This window comes from Micromonospora coerulea (assembly GCF_016598485.1).
Classification (GTDB): Bacteria; Actinomycetota; Actinomycetes; order Mycobacteriales; family Micromonosporaceae; genus Micromonospora; species Micromonospora coerulea.
Genome location: NZ_JAEMUW010000003.1, coordinates 36,530 through 62,044, shown reverse-complemented (window position 1 = coordinate 62,044; position 25,515 = coordinate 36,530). Strand labels below are relative to the sequence as shown.

The 25,515-nt window shown below is 73.1% G+C and carries 23 protein-coding genes and 1 tRNA gene; 9 read left to right on the top strand and 15 right to left on the bottom strand.

Features of this window, described 5'->3' with window-relative positions; all coding sequences use genetic code 11:
* Positions 1-5 precede the first annotated feature (5 nt).
* Positions 6-797: an FHA domain-containing protein gene (locus tag I8N68_RS04880; protein ID WP_200208939.1), complete on the bottom strand. Its 792-nt coding sequence runs from the start codon at positions 795-797 to the stop codon at positions 6-8.
* Positions 798-1,007: 210 nt separating this feature from the next.
* Between I8N68_RS04880 and I8N68_RS04875 the strand changes: the two genes are divergently transcribed.
* The 3 genes from I8N68_RS04875 (at position 1,008) to I8N68_RS04865 (ending at position 3,080) form a co-directional block, all read left to right on the top strand.
* A tRNA-Leu gene (locus I8N68_RS04875) sits at positions 1,008-1,093 on the top strand.
* Positions 1,094-1,203: 110 nt separating this feature from the next.
* Positions 1,204-2,277: an NAD-dependent epimerase/dehydratase family protein gene (locus I8N68_RS04870; protein ID WP_200208271.1), complete on the top strand. Its 1,074-nt coding sequence runs from the start codon at positions 1,204-1,206 to the stop codon at positions 2,275-2,277.
* Positions 2,274-3,080 (top strand): WecB/TagA/CpsF family glycosyltransferase, encoded by an 807-nt coding sequence (locus I8N68_RS04865; RefSeq protein ID WP_200208269.1) that lies wholly within the window; start codon positions 2,274-2,276, stop codon positions 3,078-3,080. Before I8N68_RS04870 ends, I8N68_RS04865 begins: the two co-directional genes overlap by 4 nt.
* A gap of 63 nt (positions 3,081-3,143) precedes the next feature.
* On the opposite strand, the gene I8N68_RS33825 is transcribed toward I8N68_RS04865, so the two are convergent.
* Positions 3,144-5,153: a S8 family peptidase gene (locus I8N68_RS33825; RefSeq protein WP_200208267.1), complete on the bottom strand. Its 2,010-nt coding sequence runs from the start codon at positions 5,151-5,153 to the stop codon at positions 3,144-3,146.
* A 214-nt stretch (positions 5,154-5,367) separates the two neighbouring features.
* On the opposite strand from I8N68_RS33825, the gene I8N68_RS04855 reads away from it, so the two are divergent.
* Positions 5,368-5,967 (top strand): hypothetical protein, encoded by a 600-nt coding sequence (locus I8N68_RS04855; protein WP_200208265.1) that lies wholly within the window; start codon positions 5,368-5,370, stop codon positions 5,965-5,967.
* On the opposite strand, the gene I8N68_RS04850 is transcribed toward I8N68_RS04855, so the two are convergent.
* From I8N68_RS04850 to I8N68_RS04840, 3 genes are all read right to left on the bottom strand, one after another.
* Positions 5,935-6,336, bottom strand: a complete 402-nt coding sequence (locus I8N68_RS04850; RefSeq protein ID WP_200208263.1) for a hypothetical protein — start codon at positions 6,334-6,336, stop codon at positions 5,935-5,937. The genes I8N68_RS04855 and I8N68_RS04850 overlap by 33 nt on opposite strands.
* Positions 6,337-6,509: 173 nt before the next feature.
* Positions 6,510-6,731 (bottom strand): DUF397 domain-containing protein, encoded by a 222-nt coding sequence (locus tag I8N68_RS04845; RefSeq protein WP_200208261.1) that lies wholly within the window; start codon positions 6,729-6,731, stop codon positions 6,510-6,512.
* Positions 6,701-7,582 carry a helix-turn-helix domain-containing protein gene (locus I8N68_RS04840; protein WP_200208259.1) on the bottom strand — a complete coding sequence of 294 codons (882 nt, stop codon included), beginning with the start codon at positions 7,580-7,582 and terminating at the stop codon, positions 6,701-6,703. Before I8N68_RS04840 ends, I8N68_RS04845 begins: the two co-directional genes overlap by 31 nt.
* A 635-nt stretch (positions 7,583-8,217) precedes the next feature.
* Between I8N68_RS04840 and I8N68_RS04835 the strand changes: the two genes are divergently transcribed.
* Together I8N68_RS04835 and I8N68_RS04830 are read left to right on the top strand one after the other, a co-directional pair.
* Complete coding sequence (locus I8N68_RS04835) at positions 8,218-8,502, top strand: hypothetical protein (protein WP_200208257.1); 285 nt, start codon at positions 8,218-8,220, stop codon at positions 8,500-8,502.
* A gap of 100 nt (positions 8,503-8,602) precedes the next feature.
* Complete coding sequence (locus tag I8N68_RS04830) at positions 8,603-9,055, top strand: hypothetical protein (RefSeq protein WP_200208255.1); 453 nt, start codon at positions 8,603-8,605, stop codon at positions 9,053-9,055.
* 23 nt (positions 9,056-9,078) lie between these two features.
* Here I8N68_RS04830 and I8N68_RS04825 read toward each other — a convergent pair whose 3' ends face one another.
* Both I8N68_RS04825 and I8N68_RS04820 read right to left on the bottom strand, forming a co-directional pair.
* Positions 9,079-9,975, bottom strand: coding sequence for a PASTA domain-containing protein (locus tag I8N68_RS04825; RefSeq protein ID WP_200208253.1), 897 nt, complete (start codon positions 9,973-9,975; stop codon positions 9,079-9,081).
* Between the two features lie 100 nt (positions 9,976-10,075).
* On the bottom strand, positions 10,076-10,762 hold the full coding sequence (locus I8N68_RS04820) for a PASTA domain-containing protein (protein ID WP_200208251.1): 687 nt from the start codon (positions 10,760-10,762) through the stop codon (positions 10,076-10,078).
* A gap of 108 nt (positions 10,763-10,870) precedes the next feature.
* On the opposite strand from I8N68_RS04820, the gene I8N68_RS04815 reads away from it, so the two are divergent.
* A complete protein-coding gene (locus I8N68_RS04815; protein ID WP_234038805.1) occupies positions 10,871-12,193 on the top strand; it encodes a hypothetical protein in 1,323 nt (440 codons plus the stop codon).
* A 26-nt stretch (positions 12,194-12,219) separates the two neighbouring features.
* Here I8N68_RS04815 and I8N68_RS04810 read toward each other — a convergent pair whose 3' ends face one another.
* Both I8N68_RS04810 and I8N68_RS04805 read right to left on the bottom strand, forming a co-directional pair.
* A complete protein-coding gene (locus tag I8N68_RS04810; protein WP_200208249.1) occupies positions 12,220-13,698 on the bottom strand; it encodes a glutamate-cysteine ligase family protein in 1,479 nt (492 codons plus the stop codon).
* Positions 13,699-13,958: 260 nt separating this feature from the next.
* Complete coding sequence (locus I8N68_RS04805; protein WP_200208247.1) at positions 13,959-14,540, bottom strand: YceI family protein; 582 nt, start codon at positions 14,538-14,540, stop codon at positions 13,959-13,961.
* Between the two features lie 102 nt (positions 14,541-14,642).
* On the opposite strand from I8N68_RS04805, the gene I8N68_RS04800 reads away from it, so the two are divergent.
* Positions 14,643-15,152, top strand: a complete 510-nt coding sequence (locus I8N68_RS04800) for a MarR family winged helix-turn-helix transcriptional regulator (RefSeq protein ID WP_200208245.1) — start codon at positions 14,643-14,645, stop codon at positions 15,150-15,152.
* A gap of 246 nt (positions 15,153-15,398) precedes the next feature.
* Here I8N68_RS04800 and I8N68_RS04795 read toward each other — a convergent pair whose 3' ends face one another.
* The 6 genes from I8N68_RS04795 to I8N68_RS04770 form a co-directional block, all read right to left on the bottom strand.
* A complete protein-coding gene (locus I8N68_RS04795) occupies positions 15,399-18,002 on the bottom strand; it encodes an ATP-binding protein (protein ID WP_200208243.1) in 2,604 nt (867 codons plus the stop codon).
* 131 nt (positions 18,003-18,133) lie between these two features.
* Positions 18,134-19,288: an acyl-CoA dehydrogenase family protein gene (locus tag I8N68_RS04790; RefSeq protein ID WP_200208241.1), complete on the bottom strand. Its 1,155-nt coding sequence runs from the start codon at positions 19,286-19,288 to the stop codon at positions 18,134-18,136.
* A 141-nt stretch (positions 19,289-19,429) separates the two neighbouring features.
* A complete protein-coding gene (locus tag I8N68_RS04785; protein ID WP_200208240.1) occupies positions 19,430-20,962 on the bottom strand; it encodes an acyl-CoA carboxylase subunit beta in 1,533 nt (510 codons plus the stop codon).
* A gap of 205 nt (positions 20,963-21,167) precedes the next feature.
* Positions 21,168-22,088 (bottom strand): hydroxymethylglutaryl-CoA lyase, encoded by a 921-nt coding sequence (locus tag I8N68_RS04780; protein WP_200208238.1) that lies wholly within the window; start codon positions 22,086-22,088, stop codon positions 21,168-21,170.
* 102 nt (positions 22,089-22,190) lie between these two features.
* Entirely contained in the window at positions 22,191-23,528 is a 1,338-nt protein-coding gene (locus I8N68_RS04775) for an acetyl-CoA carboxylase biotin carboxylase subunit (RefSeq protein WP_200208236.1), read from the bottom strand.
* Positions 23,529-23,640: 112 nt separating this feature from the next.
* Positions 23,641-24,261, bottom strand: coding sequence for a TetR/AcrR family transcriptional regulator (locus tag I8N68_RS04770; protein WP_200208234.1), 621 nt, complete (start codon positions 24,259-24,261; stop codon positions 23,641-23,643).
* Between the two features lie 112 nt (positions 24,262-24,373).
* Between I8N68_RS04770 and I8N68_RS04765 the strand changes: the two genes are divergently transcribed.
* The gene (locus tag I8N68_RS04765; RefSeq protein ID WP_234038804.1) at positions 24,374-25,441 is read left to right on the top strand and encodes an MFS transporter; all 1,068 of its coding nucleotides are present in this window, start codon (positions 24,374-24,376) and stop codon (positions 25,439-25,441) included.
* Positions 25,442-25,515: the final 74 nt, after the last annotated feature.

The following is a 25,515-nucleotide window of genomic DNA, read 5'->3' as shown; positions in this document are numbered from 1 at the left end:
GCGGGTCAGCCGTCCACGCGGAAGGTCAGCGTCGTCGTACCGAGCTGGATCATGTCGCCCGGGTTGAGGGCGACGGCGGAGACGCGCTGGCCGTTGACCATCGTGCCGTTGGTGGAGCCGAGGTCGGTCAGCACGACCTGGCCACCGTCGAAGTCCAGCCGGGCGTGTCGCCGGGAGATCCCGACGTCGGGCAGGCGCAGGTTGGCCTGATCGCCGCGGCCGATCACCGTGGAACCCATCTGGAGCGGGTAGGTGCGGCCGTCACCGGAGACCAGCCGGACGTTGCGGCCGCCACCCTGGCCGGGCGGGGGGCCGTAGCCACCGCCCTGGTCGTACGCCGGGTACGCCGGCGGGCCGGCGTCGTAGCCGCCGGGCGCGGAGACCGGGGCGACGTCGCCGCCGGTGTAGACCTCGGCGGTGACCCGGAACATGCCGGTGTCCAGGCCCTCGCCGCGCTCGATCTCGACGATCACGTCGCCGTAGACCGTCCAGGCCTGCTCGCCGATGAACTCCGCCTGCGACTGGGCCAGCTCCTGGGCCAGTGCGGCGGCGTACGGCGCCAACCTGCTGTGGTCGTACGGCGAGAGATCGATCACGTAGCGGTTGGGCACCAACGTGCGCCCACCGGCCAGGATCGCCTTGTGCGCCTCGGCCTCCCGCTGCATGGCGTTGAGGATCTCCACGGGGTGGACCACCCCTTTGAAGACCTTGGCGAAGGCCCCTTCGACCAGGCCTTCCAGACGCTTCTCGAAGCGTTGCAGCACGCTCACCGGCTCCTCCTCGGGTCCCGAGGCAATGATGGTATCTGGACACCGCCCGCGCAGCTCACATGCCGCTCGGGCGGCCGCCGGCGGCCCGTTCGAACGGACCCCTCCGACCGTGCTACAGTTTCGTCCGCCACGAGCGGTGATCGCTCGTGGCGATGACCGGGGTCAGCGTAATATGTCCGGGCACCCGCCGCAGGCGGCGGGACCGCGATGGGCTACGGTGTCCCAGGTCAGAGCCACGGGGAAGTGGCGGAATGGCAGACGCGCACGGTTCAGGTCCGTGTGTCCGAAAGGACGTGGGGGTTCAACTCCCCCCTTCCCCACCATCACGAGGGCTCCGCTGACAGCGGGGCCCTCGCGCCGTATCGGGGCCGTGCCGGACGTCACGCTATGCTCCGATGGTTTCCCTGCCTCCTACTTGACCCAGGAGTGGCGTGTGACTGTCGCGTTGGTGACCGGCTCGGGCGGTCTGATCGGCTCCGAGGCGGTCCGGCACTTCGCCGGGCTGGGCTTGGACGTGGTCGGCATCGACAACGACATGCGGCAGGAGTTCTTCGGCGCCGAGGCGTCGACCGCCTGGAACGTGCGCCGGCTCTCCGACGAGCTGGGGTTCGCGTACACGCACCACGGCATCGACATCCGGGACCGGGACGCGCTGAGCAAGATCTTCGCCCGCTACGGCCGGGACATCGCGGTGGTGATCCACACCGCCGCGCAGCCGTCGCACGACTGGGCCGTGCGGGACCCGTTCACCGACTTCGACGTCAACGCCGGTGGCACCCTCAACGTGCTGCAGAACGTCCGCGAGCACTGCATCGAGGCACCGGTGATCCACTGCTCGACTAACAAGGTCTACGGCGACCGGCCGAACAGCCTCCCCCTGGTGGAGCTGGAGACCCGCTGGGAGATCGAGCCCGGGCACCCGTACGAGCAGGGCATCCGCGAGGACATGTCGATCGACGCCTGCCTGCACTCGGTCTTCGGCGCCTCGAAGGTCGCGGCCGACGTCATGGTCCAGGAGTACGGCCGCTACTTCGGCATGAAGACCGCCTGCTTCCGGGGCGGCACGCTGACCGGCCCGGCGCACTCGGCCACCGAGCTGCACGGCTTCCTCGGCTACGTGATGCGGGCGAACATGGAGCGCCGGACGTACAAGATCTTCGGTTACCAGGGCAAGCAGGTCCGCGACGCGATCCACAGCTCGGACGTGGTCTCCGCGTTCGAGGCGTTCTTCCGCAACCCGCGCTCGGCGGCGGTCTACAACCTGGGCGGCGGCCGGCACTCCAACATCTCGATGCGCGAGGTCTTCACCCTGGCCGAGGAGATCACCGGCCACCAGATGATCAGCGAGTACGTCGAGGCGAACCGGATCGGCGACCACAAGTGGTGGATCGGCTCGAACGAGGCGTTCCAGGCCGACTACCCGGACTGGAAGCAGGTCTACGACGTGCCGATGATCGCGCGCGAGATCTACGAGGCGAACGTGGACAAGTGGGTGCCGCAGCCATGAGCGCCGGCACCAAGCGGAACGTGCTCGGCGTGCTGGTCGACGCGACCGACTACGCCGCGGCGACCGAGGCGGTCGTCGGCGCGGCGCAGGAGCGCCGGCCGCTGGCCCTGACCGCGCTGGCCGTGCACGGGGTGATGACCGGGGTGCTCGACCCGGCGCACAACGCCCGGCTCAACTCCTTCGACGTGGTCACCCCCGACGGCCAGCCGGTCCGGTGGGCGCTCAACCTGCTGCACGGCGCCGGCCTCACCGACCGGGTGTACGGCCCGGAGCTCACCCTCCGGGTGCTCGCCCGCTGCGCGGACGAGGGACTGCCGGTCTACCTCTACGGCTCCACCGAGGAGACCCTGGCGCGGCTGATCCCGGCGCTGGAGGAGAAGTTCCCGGCGCTGAAGATCGCCGGCGTCGAGCCGTCGAAGTTCCGCCAGGTGCGGCCCGGCGAGGACGCCGAGATCGCCGACCGCATCAGGGCCAGCGGGGCCCGGCTCGTGCTGGTCGGGCTCGGCTGCCCGCGCCAGGAGGTCTTCGCGTACGCCATGCGGCCGCTGCTGGACATGCCGCTGATGGCGGTCGGCGCGGCCTTCGACTACCACGCCGGCCTGCTGCGCAACCCGCCGCCGTGGATGCAGCGCGCCGGGCTGGAGTGGTTCTGGCGGCTCGGCCTGGAGCCGAAGCGGCTCTGGCGGCGCTACGTCATCCTCAACCCGGCCTACCTGGCCCGCCTCGCGGGGCAGCAGACCGGCCTGTGGAAGGCGACCCCGCCCCCGCCGGCCACCGAGCGCCCGGCCAGCTTCGCTGTCTGACCGCAGCACGACGTCCGGCGGCCACCCTGGAGGTGACCGCCGGACGCCGGTGGGAAGGTTGGCTCAGGAGACGTTCAGCGCGGTGTCGTCGAGGACGAACGAGGTCTGCAGGGACGAGTCCTCCACCCCGGTGAACTTGATCTGGATGGTCTGGCCGGCGTACGCGCCCAGGTTGAACGTCCGCTGCGCGTAGCCGGTGTTCCGGTTCAGGTTCGAGTACGTGGCGAGCGTGGCCAGCACCGAACCGCTGCCGTTGAGCACCTGCACCCGCAGCGTGTCGTACGCGATGCTGGTGGTGGTCTCCGTCGTGTCGATGTGCAGCCAGAAGCTCAGGCTGTACGACGAGCAGCCGGCCGGCAGGCTCACCGACTGGGCCAGGGTGTCGGTGTGCGAGATGCCGTAGCCGTCGAGCCAGGCGTTCCAGGTGCCGGTGCGCGGCGGCTGTCCGGAGGAACCGTACTGGCCGATCACGCCGGCGGTGGCGCTCCACCCGGTGCTGCCCGACTCGAAGCCCGGGTTGACGAGCTTCTGGCCGGCGCCGGTGCAGCCACCGGTGCCGGTGACGGTGAGGGAGTAGCTCGCCGTCTTCGTGCCCGAGGCCGCAGTGCCGCTGATCGTCACCGCGTACGTGCCGGGCGGCGTGCTGGCCGACGTGCTGATGGTGAGGGTGGACGAGCCGCCCGAGGTCACCGTGGACGGGTTGAACGAGGCGGTCGCGCCGGCCGGCAGGCCGCTCGCCGAGAGGCTGACCGACTGGGCCGAGCCACTGGTGGTGGCCGTGGCGACGGTGGCGCTCACCGAGCCGCCGGGGGCGGTGGAGCCGGAGGCGGGCGACACCGCGAGGGAGAAGTCGTTGGTCGGCGGCGGGGCGCTGCCGTTGACCACGTAGAGCAGCCGGTTCGGGGTGCCGGTGCCGACGTTGGTCACCACGTTCGGGGTGGCGTCGTTGACCAGGCTGTCCCGGACCTGCTGTGGGCTCCACGACGGGTTCGACGAGAGCACCAGCGCCGCGGCGCCGGCGACGTGCGGCGATGCCATCGAGGTGCCGCTGATGGTGTTCGTCGCGCTGTTGCCGGTGTACCAGGCGGAGGTGATGTTGACGCCCGGCGCCAGGATGTCGACGCAGGTGCCGTAGTTGGAGAAGCTCGCGGCGGCATCGTTGTTCTGCGTGGCGCCGACGGTGATCGCCGACGCGACCCGGGCCGGGGAGTAGTTGCAGGCGTTCTGCCGGTTGCCCAGGATGTCGCCGTTGCCGGCCGCCACCGCGTAGGTGATGCCGGAGTTGATGGAGTTGCTGACCGCGGTGTCGATCGAGCTGTTGGCGGAGCCGCCGAGGCTCATGTTCGCCACCGCCGGCTTGACCGCGTTCGCGGTGACCCAGTCGATACCGGACACCACCTGGGCGTTGGTGCCGCTGCCCTGGCAGTTCAGCACCCGGACGCCGACGATCTGCACGCCCTTGGCCACCCCGTACGAGGAGCCGCCCACGGTGCCCGCGACGTGCGTGCCGTGGCCGTTGCAGTCGTCAGCGGAGCCGCCGTCCACGGCGTCGAAGCCGGAGACCGCCCGACCGCCGAAGTCGTTGTGCCCGAACAGCACGCCGGTGTCGATGATGTAGGCGCGCACGTTGCTCGCCGTGTTCGGGTAGGTGTACGAGCTGTTCAGCGGCAGGTTGCGCTGGTCGATCCGGTCCAGACCCCAGGACGGCGGGTTCGTCTGGGTGCCGGAGATCGTGACGGTGTGGTTCTGCTCGACGAACGCGACGGCGGGGTCGGCGGCGATCCGCGCGGCGGCCCGCGCGCCGACCCGGACCTCGAAGCCGCGCAGCGCGGCCCGCCAGGTACGCGCCACGGTGCCGCCGTGCCGGGCGGTCAGCCGCTGGGCGGTCTCGGTGACCCGGGTGGGGGCGACCGCGCTGTCCTTCAACACGACGATGTAGCTGTCGGCCACCGCGGTGGTGCCGCCGGCGGCCCGGATCACTCCGGTCGGTTCGGCGGCCAGTGCGGGGCTGGCCGCCGCGAGCATCGTCAGGGCGGCCACGCCGACGAGTACGGACCTGTGTGGGAGACCCATCTCCCTACCTCCCTCCGACCGGCACACGATCGTCTGCCGGCGAGGCAGGCAGATCGACGATGACCGATCAAAATGAGATTAGGGCAGCGAGCGGAAGGTGAAACATGCCGAAGTTTCCATATCACCGGTGGGATGGCCCCTACGGGCTGACGTAGGGGGCGAACCCGGGACCGGCCCGGATTCGGCGAGCGTCGATCCGGGCAAGGCTGGCGGCATGGCTGGCCATCTCATCGTGCTGCTCCCGGTCGCCGCCGTCTGGGTGGCCGCCGCCGTCGTCGCGGACGGACTGCCGAGGCTGGACCGCGCCCGCGCGCTGCGCCGGCGTACCGGATGGTTGTCCGCCCTGACCCGCACCGGCCTGGCGCTGACCGCCGCCGTGCTGCTCGTGGGCCTGCAGAGCGCGGGCGACACGCTGGTCGACCGGGCCGCCACCGGCCTGGCGCTCACCGCGGCGCCGGCGCTGGTGGTCGCCGTCTGCACGGTCCGCCGGGTACGGCGGCTGCGGGCCGGCGCGGGCGCGTTCGCCCGGGCGCCGGAGACCCCCGCGCCGCACGGGCTGCGGGCGGCGGGGGCGCACCCGCTGATCGGCCTGCCGTTGCAGGTCACCGCCCTGACCACCGTGCCGGCCGTGGTGTCGGCGGCCGGGGTGGACCTCCTCGCCGGACCGGCCGTGACCGGCCCCGCGATCACCGTGGGCGTGCTCGGCGTCGGCGCGATCGCGGTACGCCACGCGCTGCGGCACAACCGGCTCGCCGAACGGGCGATGCCGGCGGCCGTCGACTCACCGCGAGCGGTTCGCGCCCTGCACGTATAGCAGCTCGAGGATCGCCCGGGTCGCCTCGAACCAGCGGTCCAGCCAACCGGGCGGCGGCACGCTCCCCCTCGGGGGCAGCTCCATCAGCAGCCCGCGCAGCAGCGGATGGTCCACCAGGGACTCGGCGGTCTCCAGCGGCCAGCCGGTGGGCGGGAACGACGGCTCGGTGAGCGGGTTCGGGTCCAGCGACGGCAGGGACAGCGGCGGGCCGGCCTGCTCTGGCGGGGTGGCGTCCCGGCCGCCCGGCTCGGTGTCGGCGGAGACCACCTCGGTGAGCACGGTGTCGCGGCGTGCGCCGCGGTACTTGCCGCCGAACCGCTCCGGCTTGCCCGGGCCGTTGGTGAGGTTGTCGGAACCCATTGTCGTCATCCGTCTCGCCTGCCTCGCTAGGTTGCCGATCCGTGCGGTTCAACGAGGCGGACCGCATGTGGCGACGGGTGACCCGCGCCGGCGCGTCCAATGGACGGAACGTGGACACGGGAATGGCCCGCCCGGCGACGCTGCCGAGCGGGACCACATCTCCCGGGGTCCGGGTCGCCGGATCAGGCCCGGGCGAACACACCGCCCCTGGCACCGGCGACGAAGGCGTGCCAGTCGCCCGGGGCGAAGACCAGGGCGGGACCGGTCTTGTCCTTCGAATCCCGGACGCCGACCGCCCCGGTCACATACGCGACCTCCACGCAGTTGTCACAGTTCGGCCCGCTCTTCGAGCTCTTGAACCACGTCGCCTGCGTCAGGTCCACGGGGAACTCCTTGGTCGCCATTTCCACAACGGCTCCTCTGCCAGTTTTGCGATGTGTGCGATAGATTCCTCCGGGCGAATGGCCGCTGCTCGAATGTGATCGAAGATGAAGCTGTACTTCTGCAGTTCGTCGCTCTTCTCCAGGAAGAGCCCACCCGTGGCGTTCTCCGCGTACACGACATCGGGATCACTCGGCTCGGGGAAGCTGAGGATCGTGAAGGTCCCGTCCATGCCGGCGTGCGCGCCCACCTCGAAGGGCAGGACCTGCAACGTCACGTTCGGCAGTTCGGCGACCTCCACCAGCCGTTTGAGCTGGCCACGCATCACCGCGTCGCCGCCAACCGGCCGGCTCAGCACCGCCTCATCGAGCACCACCCACAGATCGACCGGATCGTCCTGCGTCAACAACGACTGACGACCCAGACGGACACGCACCCGCTGGTGGACCTGGTCAGCGGTGAAGTCGGGCCGGGCGGCCCGGATCATCGCCCCCGCGTACTCCTCGGTCTCCAGCAGGCCCGGTACCACCTGCTGCTCGTACGCTCGGATCGAGCTGGCCGCCGCCTCCAGCCCGACGTACGCCCCGACCAGCACCGTGCTGTACGGGTGCCACCAGCCCTTCTGCCGGGCCTCCCGGGCGATCTGCACCAGCTCGTCGCTCTCGGCACCCACCACCCCGTAGATCCGGAGCATGTCCCGCACGTCGCGCGGCGTGGCGGTGGTGTGGCCGGTCTCGATCCGGGAGATCTTGGAGGCCGAGCACTCGAGCTGCTCGGCGACGGTCTCGATGGTGATGCCGGCGGCCTCCCGCTGGCGGCGGAGTTCCGCCCCCAGGCGACGACGCCGGATGGTGGGGCTGCGCCGCTCGCTCACGTCGCCGCTCCGCGGGTCGTGGTGCGGTAACCCCGGCCGCTCGCGCTCACCCGGCCACCTCCGGTCGATCGCGCCCGGCTCGACCCCCCGCCGGGGGCGCGACCGTGGTACGGCGGGCGATCGTTTCGCGGCAGGGGTGGTGCCGGTCGTCGACCGGCCGCGACGGGCGAAACCGGCGTCCAGTGTGCCGCCCCGATGGTGAGGTCATCAAGCATGCCGTTCACGTGTCGTGCTCGCGTATCGGCAAAAGACGACGTGCAACTTGCATGAAGCACGTCGCTGATGCACTCTGTCCGTATGGCACGGGTTACTCACCGTCTCCACTTGATCTCCCGCCGTGGTGATCCCACCGGTCGATGGTCGGCGGGCGGTGAGCCGGCCCGAGCTGGCGTAACCAGACCTGCCCCGGGGTGAAGGCCCCGCCGCTGCACGCCGGACGACTGCGGCGGCGGGAGCGGTAACCGGGAGCAGCCGGGTGATGGTCGGGTGGCGGCGCGCCACCGCGGGTACGGCCCGACCACCACCGAAAACCTGATCAGCCGGTCCACGAGGCACGACCCCGACACGGGCCCGAACTGTCCCCCGATCAGCTCCCGCCGGCTCGACCCGCCGGCCGACCCTTCCCAGGAGCCCATGTGCTTCCCCGCTCCGGTGACGTACTGCACGTGACTCGCGCGGCGAGTGTCCAGTTCCTTCGACCCATCATGTTCCGGGTGATCCGGGTGCTCGACTGGCCCACCTACGACGGCTGGCTGTGGCTGGACGGCTACGAGTTGAACGCGGCGGGGGACGCGGTCAACCGGCGGTCGATCTTCGTACAGTCCGAAGGGCTGGTGCAGCCCCAGGCCGCGCCGGCGCTCCGGCCGCACACCGTACGCACCCGGCGGCCGGTCGCCCGGACCCCGGTTCAAGTCGGCTGACACGGCGATTGCCAGGTCGGGGGGCGTACCGCCGCCATAGAATCGGTACGCCCACCCCGGCAAAGTCTCCACCCCGCGCGTCCCGGACCCTGAACCTGGGATGGCCATGGTCAATCTGCCCGCCGCGCGGCGGCACCACCGGTCCCGTGTCGGTTACGCCTTCGGGCTCCTCACGCTCCTCGGCGTCGCGACCGCACTCGCGGTCGCGGTCAACTACCCCGCTCTCTCCTCCACCCAGCAGTTGACCGAGCCGGTACCTGCTCCGGAGATCACCGTGGCCGGGGACGGCGCCGAACCACCCGACGAACCCGACGAGCCCGCCTGGGTCGGCCCGTTCGACGCCGACCCGTCCAGCGCGCCGTCGGGCGCGGCCCCGGACCGCGCCGGCGGCGGAGCCGGGCAGGGCGCGCTGGCCGACGGCCCGGCCGACGCCAGCGGCGTACGGGCGGCGGCGGACGACCTGAGCCGGTCGCTGTTCTACTCCGGTCTCCTGGGACTCGGCATCTCGCTGGCCGGGCTCGGCCTGGTCGGCACCAGACGTCGGCAGTGGTGACGGCCCGGGCGGCGCGCTGACGGTCAGGGCGTGGCGGTGACCGGCGGCTCGGGAGTGGGCGTCCCGCCACCGGTTGTCGGCGCGGCGGCCTCGGCGACGACGAGGGTCACCCGATCCCCTTCGGAGATCAGGTCGCCGGTGGCCGGATCGGTCTCGATCACCGTGCCGGTCGGCCGGTCCGACCTCCGGGTCTCCACCCGGTAGTCCACGCCCAGCCGGTCGAGGATCGCCCGGGCGGCCGACTCCGGCAGCCCCACCAGCGGCGGCATCGGCACCCGGGCCGCGGCGCTGGTCGTCGGCGGCGTGGTCGGTGGCGTGGTGCTCGGCGCGGCCGAGGTTGGCCCGGCGGTGGTCGCCGGGGCGGTGGTCGGTGGGGGCGTGGGCGCCGGGGACGGGGTGCTGTTCCGGTCCGCCGCCCTCAGCGCCAGCCAGACACCGACCCCGATCAGCGCGATCAGCAGCAGCGCGAGGATGCCCAGCAGGATCGGCATCCACCAGCGCCGGCCGGCCTGCTCCTCGGCGTACCACTCGCTGCCCGGCTCGGGATAGCCGACCGGGCGGGGCGGCGGCACGCCGGCCCGCCCCGACCAGGCCGGCGGTGGGGGCGGCAGGGGAGCCGTCCGGTCCGCCGGCTGCTGCCGGGCAGTGCTGTCCCCCGGTCGGTCCCCGGCGCCTGCCCGGGACATCGGCCGGGTCGCGTCGCCGGGCTCCGGCCGCTCACCGGTCGGCGGCAGCCGGCGCGTGGCGTCGGCTCCGGCCGACGGGCGATCGGGCGGCAGCGCCCGCGTGGCGTCGGGGTCGCCGTCCCGCGGCAGGGCGCGGGTCGCGTCGGCGTCCCCGCCCGAGTCACGGTTCGGGGGCAGGGCGCGGGTTGCGTCGGCGTCGTTCCCGGCGGGTGGCTCCTGGCGGTCGTCGCTCATCGCACGTCCTTTCCCCACCGGGGCGGGCGCCCTGGCCCTCGATCATCCAAGTTAGTGGTCCGGAGCACCATCGGCGGGGATCAACGCGGCGAGCCGTCGGTCAGGGGCTCGGCGGCGCAGTGCCGGGCGTGGTCGGTGCGGCGTCGCCGCAGACCAGGGCGACCGGGTCGTTCCACCGGGCGGAGGCGTCCGCGGCCGGATCCTGCGCGGTGACGGTGCCCCGCCGACCGGTGCGGTAGCGCGGGTACAGGCCCGCCTCGACCAGGTCGTCCGCGGCCTCGTCGCAGTCGTCGCCGACCAGGTCCGGCACGGTCACGGCCGGCGCGGGGCCGGCGACCCAGAGGGTGACGGTGACGCCCCGCCGCACCGGCTCACCGGGCCCGGGGGAGGTGCGCACGACGTTCCGGCCGGTGCCCGTACCGAAGACCAGTCGCCAGCCGAGCTTCCGCTCATGCAGTTGCCGGCGGGCGTCCGCAAAGTCGACACCGACCAGCTCGGGTACCGTCAGCCCGGCGGGCGCGGTGGTCCTGGGTCGGGTCGCCGGGGGCGTGCTGCCGGGCGGGTCCGTGCTCGGTGCGGTTTCGGTCGCAGCCGCCACCGTGGTCACCGTCGCGACGGGCCGGTCGGATGGACCGGAGTCACCACCGGCGAGGATCCAGCCACCGCTCGCGCCGATCACCGCCAGCAACGCCGCCGCCAGGCCGCCGCCGAGCAGGAGTCTTCCCCGGTCCGGCCCCGGGTCATCCTGCCCGGCCGAGGTCTGCCGCTCCGGGTACCCGTCCGTCATCGCGTCCACCGCCTCATCACCGGCGACCGTAGCCGCCGTCACCAAACCCGGGCCCCGGCGGACCGCCACGACTCGCCGCGCCGACCCTGGGACGCTACGCTCCCCGGCATGGCCAGACGGGGCTGGGGAGGATCGGTCGCCACCGCGATCGGCGTCGCTGCCGGTGCGGGCGCGGCGCAACTGGGCTTCGGCTACGGCCTGGGCATCGTCAACTGGACGCCGGCCGAGGTCGGGACGGTCGAGGCGGCGTGGGTGGCGAGCCTCGCCTGGGCCACCTGGATCTCCGCCACCTCGGTGGTCGCGGGCGCGGTCTGCGCGCAGCGGCTGCGCGACCGGGGCGTCGACGACCAGGAGCCGGACGGGACGTTGGGGAAGCTCACCCTGGCCGTGGCCGGGGCGGTGGGCGCGCTGATCACCGTGCTGCTGGTCGCCGTACCGGCGCGGGCGGCGCGGGTGCCGGACACCTTCTCCCCGCAGACCGTCGCCGCGGGGTACGCCGCCGTCGGACTGCTGGTCGGCGTGGTGGTGGCGACCTGGGCGCTGCACTCGCGCGCCGCCGCCACCAACCTGATCGCCACGACCGCCTGGCTCTGGCTGCTCGCCGTGGTCTCGGTGGTCGACAGCGTGCTCGCCGGACGGGGCCTGACCAGCGCGCAGCTGGGCATCTGGCAGATCAGCGCGGACAGCGACCGGTTCTGGATCCGGGACTACTTCTACTGGCCGGGGGCGCTCCTCGCGATGGGTTCCGCCGTGGTGATCGGCGCCCTGGCCGCCCGCCGGGCCGCCCGGCTGCCGCAGTGGCGGGTCGGGGCGGCAGCCTCGGGGGCGGCCGGCCCGCTGCTCGTCGCGGTGGCGTACCTGCTGGCGGTGCCGAGGCTCGCCGCGATCGCCGCCGAGCAGGTCTCGGCCCACCTGATCGCCCCGTACGCGGTGATCGCCGGATTCGGCGGCTCCGTGCTGGTGGCCGCGCTGGCCCAGCGCGCGGAGCGCCGCGTCCCCGCGCGGGCGGAGATTGCCCTGCCCCGGCAACGCACCGCCGAGCCGGACGCCCCGACCGGTACCCCCGCCACGTCAGGTGACCTGCCGACCGTCGACGAGGCGACCACCACGGCTGGCGCCGCGGAGCCCACCCTGACGGAACCGACCACATCGTCCGCTCCGGAACCGTCGTCCCGTCCGGCCGCGGGCACCGCGACCCGGACCCGTCCGGCGACCCGGCGCGGCCGCCCGAACCCGCCCGACCCGAGCCCGGCGCCGGAGCAGACGGCGTCCGACGTGGCGCCCTCGACGGCTGCCGGGCCGGGCATCCCCTCGCCGCGCAGGCCGATCGACGTCCCGCCGCCGCAGGCGGAAGCACCGGAGGAGTCCCGCACCGGCACGACGCCGCCGACCACCGGCCCGAAGACCAGACCCGGCCGCCGCGGCCGCTGATCCCGCCGCGCGCCGCGGACCCGTAGTCAGTCGACCGGCCAGGTGTGCACGGGCTCGTTGCCCCGCTGCAACTCGGCGTAGCGCTGGAGCATGTGGTGCAGCGCGGCGTCCCGGCCCAGTCCGCGATGCCGCTCGGCCGCCCAGACGGTCTCGGTCTGCCAGACCGCCCCGTTGCGGCCGGTGCGGCAGCGCTGCTCGATGATGCCGAGCAGGCGGTCCCGCTCGGCCGGGGAGACGCCGAACCGGTCCAGCCCCTGCGCGGCCTTCGGCAGCAGGACGTCGAGCACCAGCCGGGTCACCGGGACGTCGCCCAGCCGGGGCCAGTGCAGTACGGCGTCCATGCCGCGGCGGGCGGCGGTGTGAAAGTTCTCCTCGGCGGAGCTGAAGGTGAGCTGGCTCCAGATCGGCCGGTCCGCCTCCGCGAGGCCCCGGGCCAGGCCAAAGTAGAAGGCGGCGTTGGCGAGCATGTCCACCACGGTCGGCCCGGCCGGCAGCACCCGGTTCTCCACCCGCAGGTGGGGGCGGCCGTTCATGATGTCGTAGACCGGCCGGTTCCAGCGGTAGACGGTGCCGTTGTGCAGCCGCAACTCGCTCAGCTCGGGCACCCCGCCGGCGTGCAGCACCTCGACCGGGTCCTCGTCCTCGACGATGGGCAGCAGCGGCGGGAAGTACCGGACGTTCTCCTCGAACAGGTCGAAGATCGAGGTGATCCAGCGCTCGCCGAACCACACCCGAGGCCGGACGCCCTGCGCCTTCAGCTCGTCCGGGCGGGTGTCGGTGGCCTGCTCGAACAGCGCGATCCGGGTCTCCGCCCAGAGCTGCCGGCCGTAGAGGAACGGCGAGTTGGCGCCGATCGCGACCTGGACCCCGGCGATGGCCTGGGAGGCGTTCCAGTAGTCGGCGAAGCTGTCCGGCGCGACCTGGAGGTGGAACTGGAGGCTGGTGCAGGCGGCCTCCGGAGCGATCGAGTCGGTGTGCGTCTGGAGCCGCTCGACGCCGCGGATGTCCAGCTCGATGTCCTCGCCCCGGGCGCCGACGATCTGGTCGTTGAGCACCCGGTAGCGCTCGTTGGTGGAGAGGTTGTCGGCCACCAGGTGGCGCTCGGTGAGGGTGGGCAGGATGCCGACCAGGACGATCCTGGCGTCCGACTTGGCCGCCCGCTCGTCGGCGCGGCTGAGGCTGCTGCGCAGGTCCTGCTCGTAGTCGGCGAACCCGCCGCTTTCGATCAGCCGGGGCGGGGCGTTCAGCTCCAGGTTGAACTGGCCCAGCTCGGTCTGGAAGAGCGGGTCGGCGATGTCGACGAGGATCTGGTCGTTGCGCATGGCCGGCTCGGCGGCCGAGTCGACCAGGTTGAGCTCGATCTCCAGCCCGGTCATCGGGCGGTCGGCGTCGAAGCCGAAGTCGTCCAGCATCAGCGCGAAGACGTCCAGGCAGCGCCGGACCTTCTGCCGGTAACGGACCCGGTCCTCCCGGGAGAAGGCGCCCTGCTCGACGTCCCTGCCCATGTGTTCCTCCCGGCGCCCGGCGCAACGGAACCGTACCGGTCCGGAACGCATTGTGAACCATCCACGTTAGGAGCGCTCCGGTCCTCCAAACCAGGGGTCTGGCCGCACGGTGCGCTCCCAGCGGCATCTCTACCCATCCGGCGGCCCGTACACCCGGGTGGCGGCGGCGAACAGGTCGTGACAATTCGCACCCGCTCGGCGTACGCGAACGGGCCCGCGCTGTCTGTGACAGCGCGGGCCCGTCGGGTCGTACGGGTCGATCAGGCCTGGCGGACAGCCTCGCCCTCGATCTCGATCTTGATCTTCTTGCCGACCAGGACGCCGCCGGTCTCCAGGGCGACGTTCCAGGTGAGGCCGAAGTCCTCGCGGTCGATCTCGGTGCTCGCGGAGAACCCGAAGATGTCCTGACCGAACGGGCTGCGGCCGACACCCTCGAACTCGACCTCGAGGTCGACCGGGCGGGTGACACCCTTGATGGTCAGCTCACCGGAGAGGACGAACTCGTTGCCCTTGCGGGACTTCACGCCGGTGCTGCGGTACTCCAGCGTCGGGAAGGCCTCGGCGTCCAGGAACTCCGGGCTGCGCAGGTGCGCGTCACGGTCGCCCTGGGTGGTGTCGATGCTGGCGGCCTGGATGGTCGCAGTCACCGAGGACTGCATCGGGTCCTCCGCCACGGTGATCGTCGCGGTCGCGTCGGCGAACTCGCCACGCACCTTGCTGACCATCATGTGCCGGGCGACGAAGCCGACCCGCTTGTGAGCCGCGTCCAGCAGGTAGCTGCCGGCAGCCGGGATGGTGAGGCCGTCCCAGTCGCGGGTAACCGCTTCGGTGCTGCTGGTCATGGTGCTGTCCTCCAGGGAAGATTTGTTTAGTAGCCCAACGACTGACTGAGCAACTATAGCCATAGCAACATTCCCGTTGTCAAGTACTGCTAGGATGGCCGAGTGGACCCGAACGTGTTAGACGACCCCCGGATCACCGCGATCGGCCTCCTGTACGAGGCCGCCGCCGGGCTGTCCGCCCGGTTCGCCGCCCAGTTCGAGGAGCACGGCCTCTCCGCAGTGGAGTTCGAGGTGCTCACCCGCCTCGCCCGCTCACCCGGCAACCAGTTGCGGATGACCGACCTGGCCGCGCAGACCACGCTCTCCACCAGCGGGGTGACCCGGGTGGTCGACCGGATGGAACGCGACGGCCTGCTCCGGCGCAGGGCGTGCCCCAACGACCGGCGCAGCTCGTACGCGGTGGTCACCACCGCCGGACTGGACCGGCTGGACGAGACCCTCCCCGGGCACCTGCGGATCATCGAGCAGTGGTTCACCGGCCAGCTCGAACCGGCCACGCTGACGGCCGTCCTCGACGGCCTGCGCCGGGTCCGGGACGCGGTCCACCCGGGTGCCATCGCGGGCAGCACCGACCCCGCGCCGACCGAGGAAGCCGCCGCGACCGGCTGCTGACGCGGTACGGACGGCGCGGTACCGACCACCGGCAGAAAGACCGGCAGAAGCGACCCATCACCGGCGCATAACGTCGCACAATTCCCCAAACCACCCGCCAGCAACGGATAGTCTTTCCGTCAGCGGGGGCGCACCGGGGGGTGCCGGCGCGAGCGATTGAGCGAGGGGCAACACCAGGGGGCTTCTTCGCTCGCGCCACCCCCGCGCCCCCGTCCCGGGCTCCGCCCGCCCCGTCAGGGGCGGTGATCAGCCGCCGGGCGTGCCCCGTCGCGGGCCGACCGTACGGCGGGCCACCAACGCGTACAGCAGGGCCTCCTCCTGCGGCAGCAGGGTGACGCCGCTCGCCCGCCGGACCGCGTCGAGCCGACCCAGCACCGCCATGTCGGCCGTGCTCGCCGCCAGCCCGACCAGCGCCTCCACCACGTCCCGCCGGTCCTGACCGTCGGCGCCCGCCTCGGCCGCTGCGGCGAACCACTCGGCCGCCAACTCCCGGTCGCCCCGGTACAGCGCGAGGGTGCCCTCGATCAGCGCGCAGACCGCGTCCTCCGGCCGTCCCGGCGACGGCGGACCGGCGGCCGGAACCAGCTCCACCGAGGGCGACCGACGCTGTCCCGGCACCGGGGAACCAACCGCCCCCGACCGCAGCTCGGCCACCACCTCCAGCGCCTCGGCCGACCGCCCGTCCTGGGCGAGTGCCAACCCCACCGTGCCCAGCACCCGGCGGCGGTGCCCCGGATCGCCGAGCTCGGCCAGGGCCGCCGCCACCCGCCGCCCCTGGTCCACCGCATCGGCGTACCGGCCCTCCAGGCGCGCCACCTCGGCCAGGTTGGCCCGGGCGAGCACCCGCAGCCGCCGCTCCCCGTACTGCGCCGCCAGCCGCTCCACCGTCGCCAGCCGGCGCCGCGCCCCCGCGAGGTCACCCACCCGGATGTCGTGCCAGGTGAGGTTGTTCTGGGCGACCGCCATGTCCCGCTCCCGGCCATGCCGGGTGGCCAGCTCCAGCACCGCCGCGGCCTGCTCCCTCGCCTCGTCATGGCCACCGGTGGCGTGCAGCAACGCGCAGAGCACCGACCGTGCCGAGAGTTCCCCGGTCACGTCGCCGGCGTCCCGGAAGACCGCCAGGGCGGCGCGCGCCGCGGGCAGTTCCTCCGCGCCCGCGCCGTGCTCGGCGGCCAGCCGGGCCACCCCGAGCAGCGCCCAGGCCCGCAGGACCGGGTCGGCCTCGGCGGTCCGCGGATCGGCCAGCAGCCGGCGCAGCCAGCGCCGCCCGGAGACGTCCCGGCCGCGGAACCGCCACCAGCGGGGCAGCGCCGCGGCCAGGCGCAGCGCGGTCACCGGGTCGTCGACGGCGGCGTGCGCGAGGGCGGCGCTGATGTCGCCGGTCGCCTGGTCCAGCACGGGCGCGGCGCTGTCCAGCTCGGTGCCCGACAGGTCGGGCGAGGTCCGCTCCACCAGCCCGGTGACGACCCGGGCGTGCCGGTGCCGCACCCGGGCCAGCTCCCCCTCCCGGGCAGCCTGCTCGGTGGCGAAGTCGCGTACCGCGTCGAGGAGGCGGAACCGGAAGGGCCCGGTACCCCGCACGCTGACCAGCCCGAGTTCGAGGAGTCGGTCCAGCAGCGGGACGACGTCCTCCCGGTCGTCAGCGTCGGCGAGCAGTTCCTCGGCGAGCTCCACCGACCAGCGGTTGCCGAAGGCGGCGAGCCGGCGCAGCGCCGCCCGCTCCCGCGGCGCCAGCAGCCGGTAGCTGGTCGCCACCGCCTCGCGGAGGGTGACCGATCCCTCCGCCGGATCCCCACCGGGCCGGCCGCCGGGCGTGGCCAGATCGAGGACGCGGTCGCCGTACCGGTCGAGCAGCTCGGTGACGTCCAGGATCCGGCCGCGGGCGGCCATCAGCTCGATCGCCAGCGGCAGCCCGCCCAGCCGGCGCACCAGCGCGGCGACCGCCGGCAGCTCGGCGGCGGTGGGCGGCTCCCGCCGGACCTGGGCGAGGCGGGCGGTGAAGAGCGCCGCCGCCGGCCAGCGCTCCAGGTCGCCCCGCGCCGTCGGCACGGTGCCAAGCGGCGGTACCTCGAGCGGCGCCACCGGCCGGACCAGCTCCCCCGGCAGGCCGACCGGATGCCGGCCGGTCACCAGCACCCGCAGGGTCGGCGCGGCGGCGAGCAGCCCGCGCAGTGCCTCGGCCACCGGGTCGGCCGCCCGCTCCACCGCGTCCACCACCAGCAGCGCCCGCCGTCCGCCGAACCGGCACGGCAGATCGCGCAGCCGGTTCACCCCGAAGACCGCGGCCGAGGCGGCGAGCACGTCCGCCGCGTCGGAACCCTCACCGACCAGCACTCCGGCGACCCCGGCCGGGTGCTGTTCGGCCACGGCGTGCGCCGCCGCCAGGGCCAGCGCGCTCTTTCCGACGCCGGCCAGCCCGATCAGGCTCACCACCGGATGGTCGGCGGTCAGCAGGGCGGCGATCTCGGCGACGTCGCGGTCCCGACCGACCAGCGGGACCGGCTGCGGAAGCGCAATCGGCGTACCGGAGGGGGCGCCGCCGGGGCCGGTGACCGGAAGCTGCCGGCCGGCCGCGCGCGGCTCGGCGGCCCGCGACGGTCGGGCCGCCGCGACGAAGGCCGTCCGGGCGGCGTGGGTCAGGTGCAGGGCGTCGGCGAGCAGCTCGACGGTGGTGCGCTGAGGGCGGGCGGACCGGCCCCGCTCCAGGTCGCGAACGGTTCGCACGCCGACGCCCGCCCGGGTCGCCAGCTCGGCCTGGGTGAGATCGGCGGCGAGCCGGTGCCCGCGCAGCAGATCGGACAGCTGGGCAGGACCGCCCGGGCTCCGCGAACGATCATGATCCGGAGTCATGGGCCCGAAGAGTACGGATCGGGTGCGACGACCGGCAGGTCATCGTCGGCCAGCCGACGCTGCGCCGCCGATATCCGACAGCGGCCCGCCCCGTCCGGACCTCGACCCGGCCCGGACGGGTCTGCGCCACCTCACATACCGAGGTCGCGGGCGATGACCATCCGCTGCACCTCGCTGGTGCCCTCGCCGATCTCCAGGATCTTGGCGTCCCGCCAGAAGCGGGCCACCGGGTACTCGTTCATGAAGCCGTAGCCGCCGTGGATCTGGGTCGCCTCGCGGGCGTTGTCCACCGCGATCGTGCTGGCGTGCAGTTTGGCGATCGCCGCCTGCCGCTTGAACGGCTCACCGGCCAGCATCCGCGCGGCGGCGTCGTAGTACGCCAGCCGGGCGGTGTGCGCCTTCAGCTCCATGTCGGCGATCTTGAACTGGATCGCCTGGTAGTTGCCGATCGGCTGGCCGAAGGCGTGCCGCTCCTTCGCATACTTGATCGACTCGTCGACGCAGCCCTGGGCGAGGCCGACGGCCAGCGCGGCGATGGCGATCCGGCCCTCGTCGAGGATGCGCAGGAACTGGGCGAAGCCCCGGCCCCGCTCGCCGAGCAGGTTCGCCGCCGGCACCCGGCAGTCGTCGAAGGTCAGCTCGTGGGTGTCCGAGGCGGTCCAGCCGACCTTGGAGTAGCCCGGCGCGACGGTGAAGCCCGGCGTCCCGGTGGGCACGATGATGGTCGACAGCTCCTTCGCGCCGTCCGGCTTCGTGCCGGTGACCGCGGTGACGGTGACCAGCGAGGTGATGTCGGTACCGGAGTTGGTGATGAACGCCTTCGAGCCGTTGATCACCCACTCGTCCGTCGTCTCGTCCAACACGGCACGGGTCTGGGTGCCACCGGCGTCCGAGCCGGTGCCCGGCTCGGTCAGCCCGAAGCCGGCGAGGGCCTCGCCGCTGAGCAGCTTCGGCAGCCACTGCGCCTTCTGCTCGTCCGTGCCGAACCGGTAGATCGGCATGGCGCCGAGGGAGACCGCCGCCTCCAGGGTGATCGCCACGCTGGAGTCGACCCGGGCCAGCTCCTCCAGGGCCAGGCAGAGCGCGAAGTAGTCGCCGCCCATGCCGCCGTGCTCCTCGCCGAAGGGCAGGCCGAACAGGCCCATCTTGCCCATCTGCCGGACGATCTCGTACGGGAAGGTGTGCCGCTCGTAGTGCTCGCCGATGACCGGGGCGACCACCTCGCGGGCGAACTCCCGCACGCTCTCCCGCAGCGCCTCTTGTTCCTCACTGAGCCGGAAGTCCATGGTTCCTCCTGTACGGGTCTCCTCCGCCGGGCGCTCGTGACGCCGGGACGGTCGGTTCGGCCGGTCGCGGTGGCGATGCGGGCTGTCGTGGTTGGTGATGCGGGGTGTCGCCGTGCTGTCGCGGCGTCGTGGTGCGGGCGGTCAGACCGGGGTGACGCCGTGCCGGCGCCGGGAGAAGTGCCGGTCCTTGGTGCGGGCGGCGGCGAACCGGCGGACCAGCTCGGCGCGCAGCTCGTGCGGCTCGACGATCGCGTCGATCACCAGCTCGCTGGCGAGCCGGACGATGTCGATGTCCCGCTCGTACTCCTCGCGCTTGGCGGTGACGAACGCGGCCCGTTCGGCCTCGTCGGAGATCGCGGCGATCTTGTTGGCGTAGACGGCGTTGACCGCGGCCTCCGCGCCCATCACCGCGATCTTCGCGGTGGGCAGCGCGATCGTCGCGTCCGGCTCGAAACCGGGGCCGGCCATCGCGTAGAGACCCGCGCCGTACGCCTTGCGGACCACCACGCAGATCTTCGGTACGGTCGCCTCCGAGATGGCGGTGATCATTTTGGCGCCGTGCCGGATGATGCCCTGCTTCTCCACCGCGCTGCCGACCATGAACCCGGGCACGTCGCTGAGGAACAGCAGCGGGACGTTGAACGCATCGCAGAGCTGCACGAACCGCGTCGCCTTGTCGGCCGAGTCGACGAAGAGCACCCCGCCCTTGAACATCGAGTTGTTGCCGACCACGCCGACGACCTCGCCGTTCAGCCGGCCGAAACCGATGGTCAGCTCCTTGGCCCAGAGCGCCTGGATCTCGAAGAAGCTGCCGTCGTCGAGCAGACCCTTGACGTACCGGCGCATGTCGAAGGCCTGCCGTTCGCTGGCCGGCACCAGCGCGGCCAGGTCGACCTTCTCCGACGCCGGCACCGGCTCGACGGCCGGCGGCGCTTGCGTCCAGTTCGCCGGCAGGTACGACAGGTAGCGCTTGACCACGTCGAGCGCGTCGGCCTCGCTCTGGCAGAGGAAGTGCCCGACGCCGGACTCGGCGCAGTGCACCTTCGCCCCACCCATCGCCTCCAGGGTGGTCTTCTCGCCGGTGACCATCTCGACCATCCGGTCCGAGCCGAGGTACATGCTGGCGTTGCCGTCCACCATGGCCACCACGTCGCAGAACGCCGGGATGTACGCCCCGCCCGCCGCGCTCGGCCCGAACAGCGCGCAGACCTGCGGGATGGAACCGGAGGCCCGGACCTGGTTCCAGAAGATCTTGCCGGCGCCGCGCCGGCCGGGGAAGAGGTCGACCTGGTCGGTGATCCGGGCGCCGGCCGAGTCGACCAGGTAGACCATCGGCACGCTGGTCTGGTACGCCCGCTCGATGATCCGGATGATCTTCTCGACCGTACGCGCGCCCCAGCTGCCGGCCTTGACCGTGGAGTCGTTGGCCATCAGGCAGACCGGGCGGCCGTCGATCGTGGCGGTGCCGGTGACCACCCCGTCGGCGGGCAGCCCCTCGGCCAGTGCGTTGGCGTAGAGGCCGTCCTCGACGAAGGAGCCCTCGTCCACCAGGAGCGCGACCCGCTCGCGGGCGAAGAGCTTGCCCTTCGCGGCGTTCGCCGCGTGGTACTTGTCCGCACCACCGGCCCGGGCGCGCTTGCGCAGCTGCTCCAGTGCCTCACCGTCGAGCGTCACGCCGACTCCCTCGCCACCCTGATCCGGCCGCGCCCACGCGCACCCACCGGCCGACCTGAACGATCGTTAGGCTAGCGCATCCGCGCACCCGGCGGCGACCCGCCGGACCCCGCCGAACCCGCCCTCGGGCATGGTGATCAAGAGGTCTGGGTCGGAGCCCGCGGACCTCTTGATCAACACGGGCGGGCCCGAGTTGGCCGGGGGGTCAGGAGGGGAGGGGGGTGAGGCGGGTGCGGGGGCCGGCGCGGAGGACGCCGGAGGGCAGCTTCTTGCCGAGCAGGTGCTCGGCCAGCTCGGCGGCCTGGATCAGGGCGTCCAGGTCGATGCCGGTGTCGATGCCCATGTCGTGCAGCATGTGCACGGCCTCCTCGGTGGCCAGGTTGCCGCTGGCACCCGGGGCGTACGGGCAGCCGCCGAGGCCGCCGACGCTGGCGTCGAACTCGGTGACCCCCAGCTCCAGGGCGGTGAGCAGGTTCGCCAGCGCGGTGCCCCGAGTGTTGTGGAAGTGCAGCAGCACCGGCACGTGAGCGTTGCGGTCGCGTACGGCGGTGACCAGCTCGCGGACCCGGCGCGGCGTGCCCATGCCGGTGGTGTCGCCGAACGCCACCCGGTCCGCGCCGTCGCGGACCACCCGGTCCACGATGCCGGCGACCCGGTCCGGGTCGACGTCCCCCTCGTACGGGCAGCCGAAGCTGGTCGCCACGATCACCTCGGCCCGGGCGCCCGCGCCGTGCAGCAGGTCGATCAGCTCGGCGATGTCGTCCAGCGACTCCTCGGTCGACCGGTTGACGTTGCGCCGGTTGTGCGTGTCGCTGGCGGAGACCACCACCTCGATCTCGGTGAAGCCGGCCGCCAGGGCGCGCTGGGCGCCCCGGGTGTTCGGCACCAGCGCCGAGTAGCGCACGCCCTCGGCCTTCGCCGCCCTCTGCCACACCTCGTCGGCGTCGGCCATCTGCGGAATCGCCTTCGGGTGCACGAACGACACCGCCTCGATCCGCCGCACGCCGGTGCCGGAGAGGGCGTCGAGCAGCCGCACCTTGGCGTCGGTCGGGATCGGGTCCTCGTTCTGCAGCCCGTCGCGGGGCCCGACCTCCCGGATCGAGACGAAGTCCGGCAGTTCCGCCATAAGGGGTCACCTCACTGTGACGTAGTGCTGTGGGGTACCCCCAGCCTCCCACCCCGGCCCCGCCCGCCGCACCTGGGCGGCTGGGCGGGACCGGATGCGAGGTCAGCGCATGCGCCCCACGATGCCGGTGTCGTAGTCGCCGGAGAGAAACTCCTCGTTCTCCAGCAGCTCGGCGAAGAAGGGGAGGTTGTTCTTCGGGCCGGCGATCTCGAACTGAGCCACCGCCGCCTTCGCCCGCTCGACGGCCTCCGTCCGGTCCTTGCCGCTGATGATGAGCTTGGCCATCAGGCTGTCGTAGAACGGGGTGACGGTGTTGCCCTCGACGTACCCGGAGTCGACGCGGACGCCCTCGCCGGCCGGCTCCACCCAGGTCCTGATCGCGCCGGGGCCGGGCAGGAAGCGCTTCGGGTCCTCGGCGTTGATCCGCAGCTCGATCGCGTGCCCGCGCGGGGCCAGCGCGTCCGGGTCGAACGTCGGGGCCAGGCCGGCGGCCACCCGCAGCTGCTCCTCGACCAGGTCGACGCCGTAGACGTACTCGGTGACCGGGTGCTCGACCTGGAGCCGGGTGTTCATCTCGAGGAAGAAGAACTCGTTCGTGGCGGGGTCGAGCAGGCATTCCACCGTGCCGGCGTTGCGGTAGTTCACGGCCTCGCCGGCGCGCACGGCGGCGGCCAGGAGGCGTTCCCGCAGCTCCGAGGAGACCGCCGGGGAGGGGGACTCCTCGACCAGCTTCTGGTTGCGCCGCTGCACCGAGCACTCCCGCTCGCCCAGCGCCACCACCCGGCCGTCGGCCAGGCCGAGGATCTGCACCTCGACGTGGCGCACCCGGGGGAAGTACCGCTCCAGCAGCACCGAGCCGTCGCCGAACATCCGCTCGGCGAACGCCCGGACCTTGTCGTACTCGGTGCGCAGCGCGGCCTCGTCGATCGCCACGCCCATGCCCATGCCACCGCCGCCGGCTGCGGCCTTCACCATCACCGGGTAGCCGATCTCCGCGGCGGCGGCGACCGCCGCGGCCAGGTCGGCCGCCGGTTCCGTCGTGCCGGGCGCGACCGGCACGCCGGCCGCCGCCATCAGGTTCCGGGCGTTGATCTTGTCACCCATCGCGGTGATCGCGTCCGCGCCGGGGCCGACCCAGATCAGGCCGCTGGCCTCGACGGTACGGGCGAACTCCGCGTTCTCGGAGAGGAAGCCGTACCCGGGGTGGATGGCCTGCGCGCCGGTGGACTTGGCGGCGGCGAGGATCGCCTCGACGTTCCGGTAACTCTGCGCCGGGTTGGCCGGGCCGACGCAGACCGCCTCGTCGGCCTCGGTCACGAACGGCAGGCCGGCGTCGGCCTCCGAGTGCACCGCGATCGCACGGATCCCGAGCCGCTTGGCGGTACGGATGATCCGGCGGGCGATCTCGCCCCGGTTGGCGACCAGCAGCGACTCGATCATGTTTCCTCCCGACGTACAGGGGTGGGGACGGCTGCCAGGTAACCACGGCCACCGGGTTACTCAACAGTCACACCCACCCTGGGCGGCGGCTGCGGCCCGAGAGCGCGTCGGGTCAGGCGGGGGTGGGGGCGAGGAGGGCGGCGATGGTGGCACCCCGCAGCAGCGCCGCGCGGCGGCGGCGGTCGACCTCACCGCCGAGGAACGGGGTGGAGTTCATCAGGCCGAACGCGGCGTGGGCCAGCACCCGCGCCTCACCGTCGGGCAGGCCGGGGTGCAGGGCGGTCAGCACGGTCACCCACTCCTCGACGTAGAGCCGCTGGAGCTTGCGGATGCGGCGGCGCGGCTCGTCCGGGAGGCGATCCAGCTCGTGCAGGTGCAGGGCGATCACCGCCGGGTTGGCCAGCGCGAAGTCGACGTGGAAGTCGATCAGCGACTCCAGCGCGCCGCGCGGGTCGTCCGGGTGGCCGGCGGCGCGGTCCTTCCCGCCGGCGAGCAGCCCCTCGCTGACCGGGATCAGCGCGGCGGCCAGCATCGCCTCCTTGCCGGCGAAGTGGTGGTAGAGCGCCGGCCCGGTCACCCCGGCGGCCGCGCCGATGTCGTCCATCGACACACCGTGGTAGCCCCGGGCGGCGAAGAGGCCCACCGCGATCTCCAGGATCTCGTCGCGCCGGGACCGTCGCCGGCCCGCACCCGCCGCGCTCGCACCGCTCCGCGCCTGCTGCTCCACCGCCACCGGGCAAGCCTAGACCTCGGGCGGGGCGCGGTGGAGGCTCGGTTACCCGTCGGTCGCCTCACACCACGCCCGCTTGACCCTCGACCCGGTTCAGGGCACAGGCTCCCTCGGCATGACCGCTCCCGTCCTCGGCCGCGACTACCGGCTGCTCTGGTCCGCCTCCGTCTCCTCCCGGTTCGGCGACGCCCTGCGTACGCCGGCACTGGCCCTGCTGGCCGCCACGCTGACCCGCGATCCCCGGGCGATCGCCGCGGTGACCGTCGCCGGGCAGCTCCCGCCGCTGCTGTTCGGCCTGCTCGGCGGCGCGTACGCCGACCGCTGGGACCGCCGCCGCACCATGGCGGCGGTGGACGCGCTGCGGGCCGCCGTGGTGGCCACCCTGGCCGTGCTGATCGCCACCGGCCGGACCGGCATCGCCGCGCTGGCGTCCGCCGCCTTCCTGCTCGCCGCGCTCGGCACCCTCTTCGACGCGGCCGCCTTCGCCGTGCTCCCGTCCCTGGTCTCCCCGGCTGCCCTGCCCATCGCCAACGGCCGCCTCCAGGCCGGCACCGCCGTCGCCGGCGGCTTCCTCGGCGCCCCCCTCGCCGGCCTCCTCTTCGCCCTGGCCGCCCCCCCCTTCACCCTCGACGCCCTAACCTTCGCCACCGCCGCCCTCCTCACCCTCACCCTCACCCCCACCCGTACCCCGCGATCTTGCAGTTGCGGCCCCGACAAAGCCGGCACAAGCGGACGGAACGAGGGCCACAACTGCAAGATCGGCGCCAGGAGGGTTGGGGTGAGGAGGGCGGGGGTGTGGCGGGAGGCGTGGGAGGGGGTGCGGTGGGTGCGGGGGGATCGGGTGTTGTGGGGGGTGACTGTTGCCACTGGGGGGGTGAATTTGGCTATCAGTGGGGTGATGGGGGTGCTGGTGCTTTATGCGCTGGAGGTGTTGGGGGTGCCGGGGGGCGCGGCGTACGGGCTCTTCGCGGCGGGGGCGGTGGTCGGCGGGCTGGCCGGGGCGCTCGCGGCCGGGCGGCTGGCGGGACGGTTCGGCACCCTGGCCACGCTGCGCGGGGTGCTGGTCGGGCAGACGGTGGCGCTGACCGGGTTCGCGCTGGTCCGGGACCCGGTCACGGGCGGACTCGCCCTGGCCGTGTTCGCCGCCGGCACCACGCTCTGGAACAGCCTGTGGGCGGCGTAGGGGCAGGGTCGGGTGCCCGCCGGGCTGCTCGGTCGGGTGGGAGCTGCGCAACGGGTCGTCGGGCTGCTGATGGC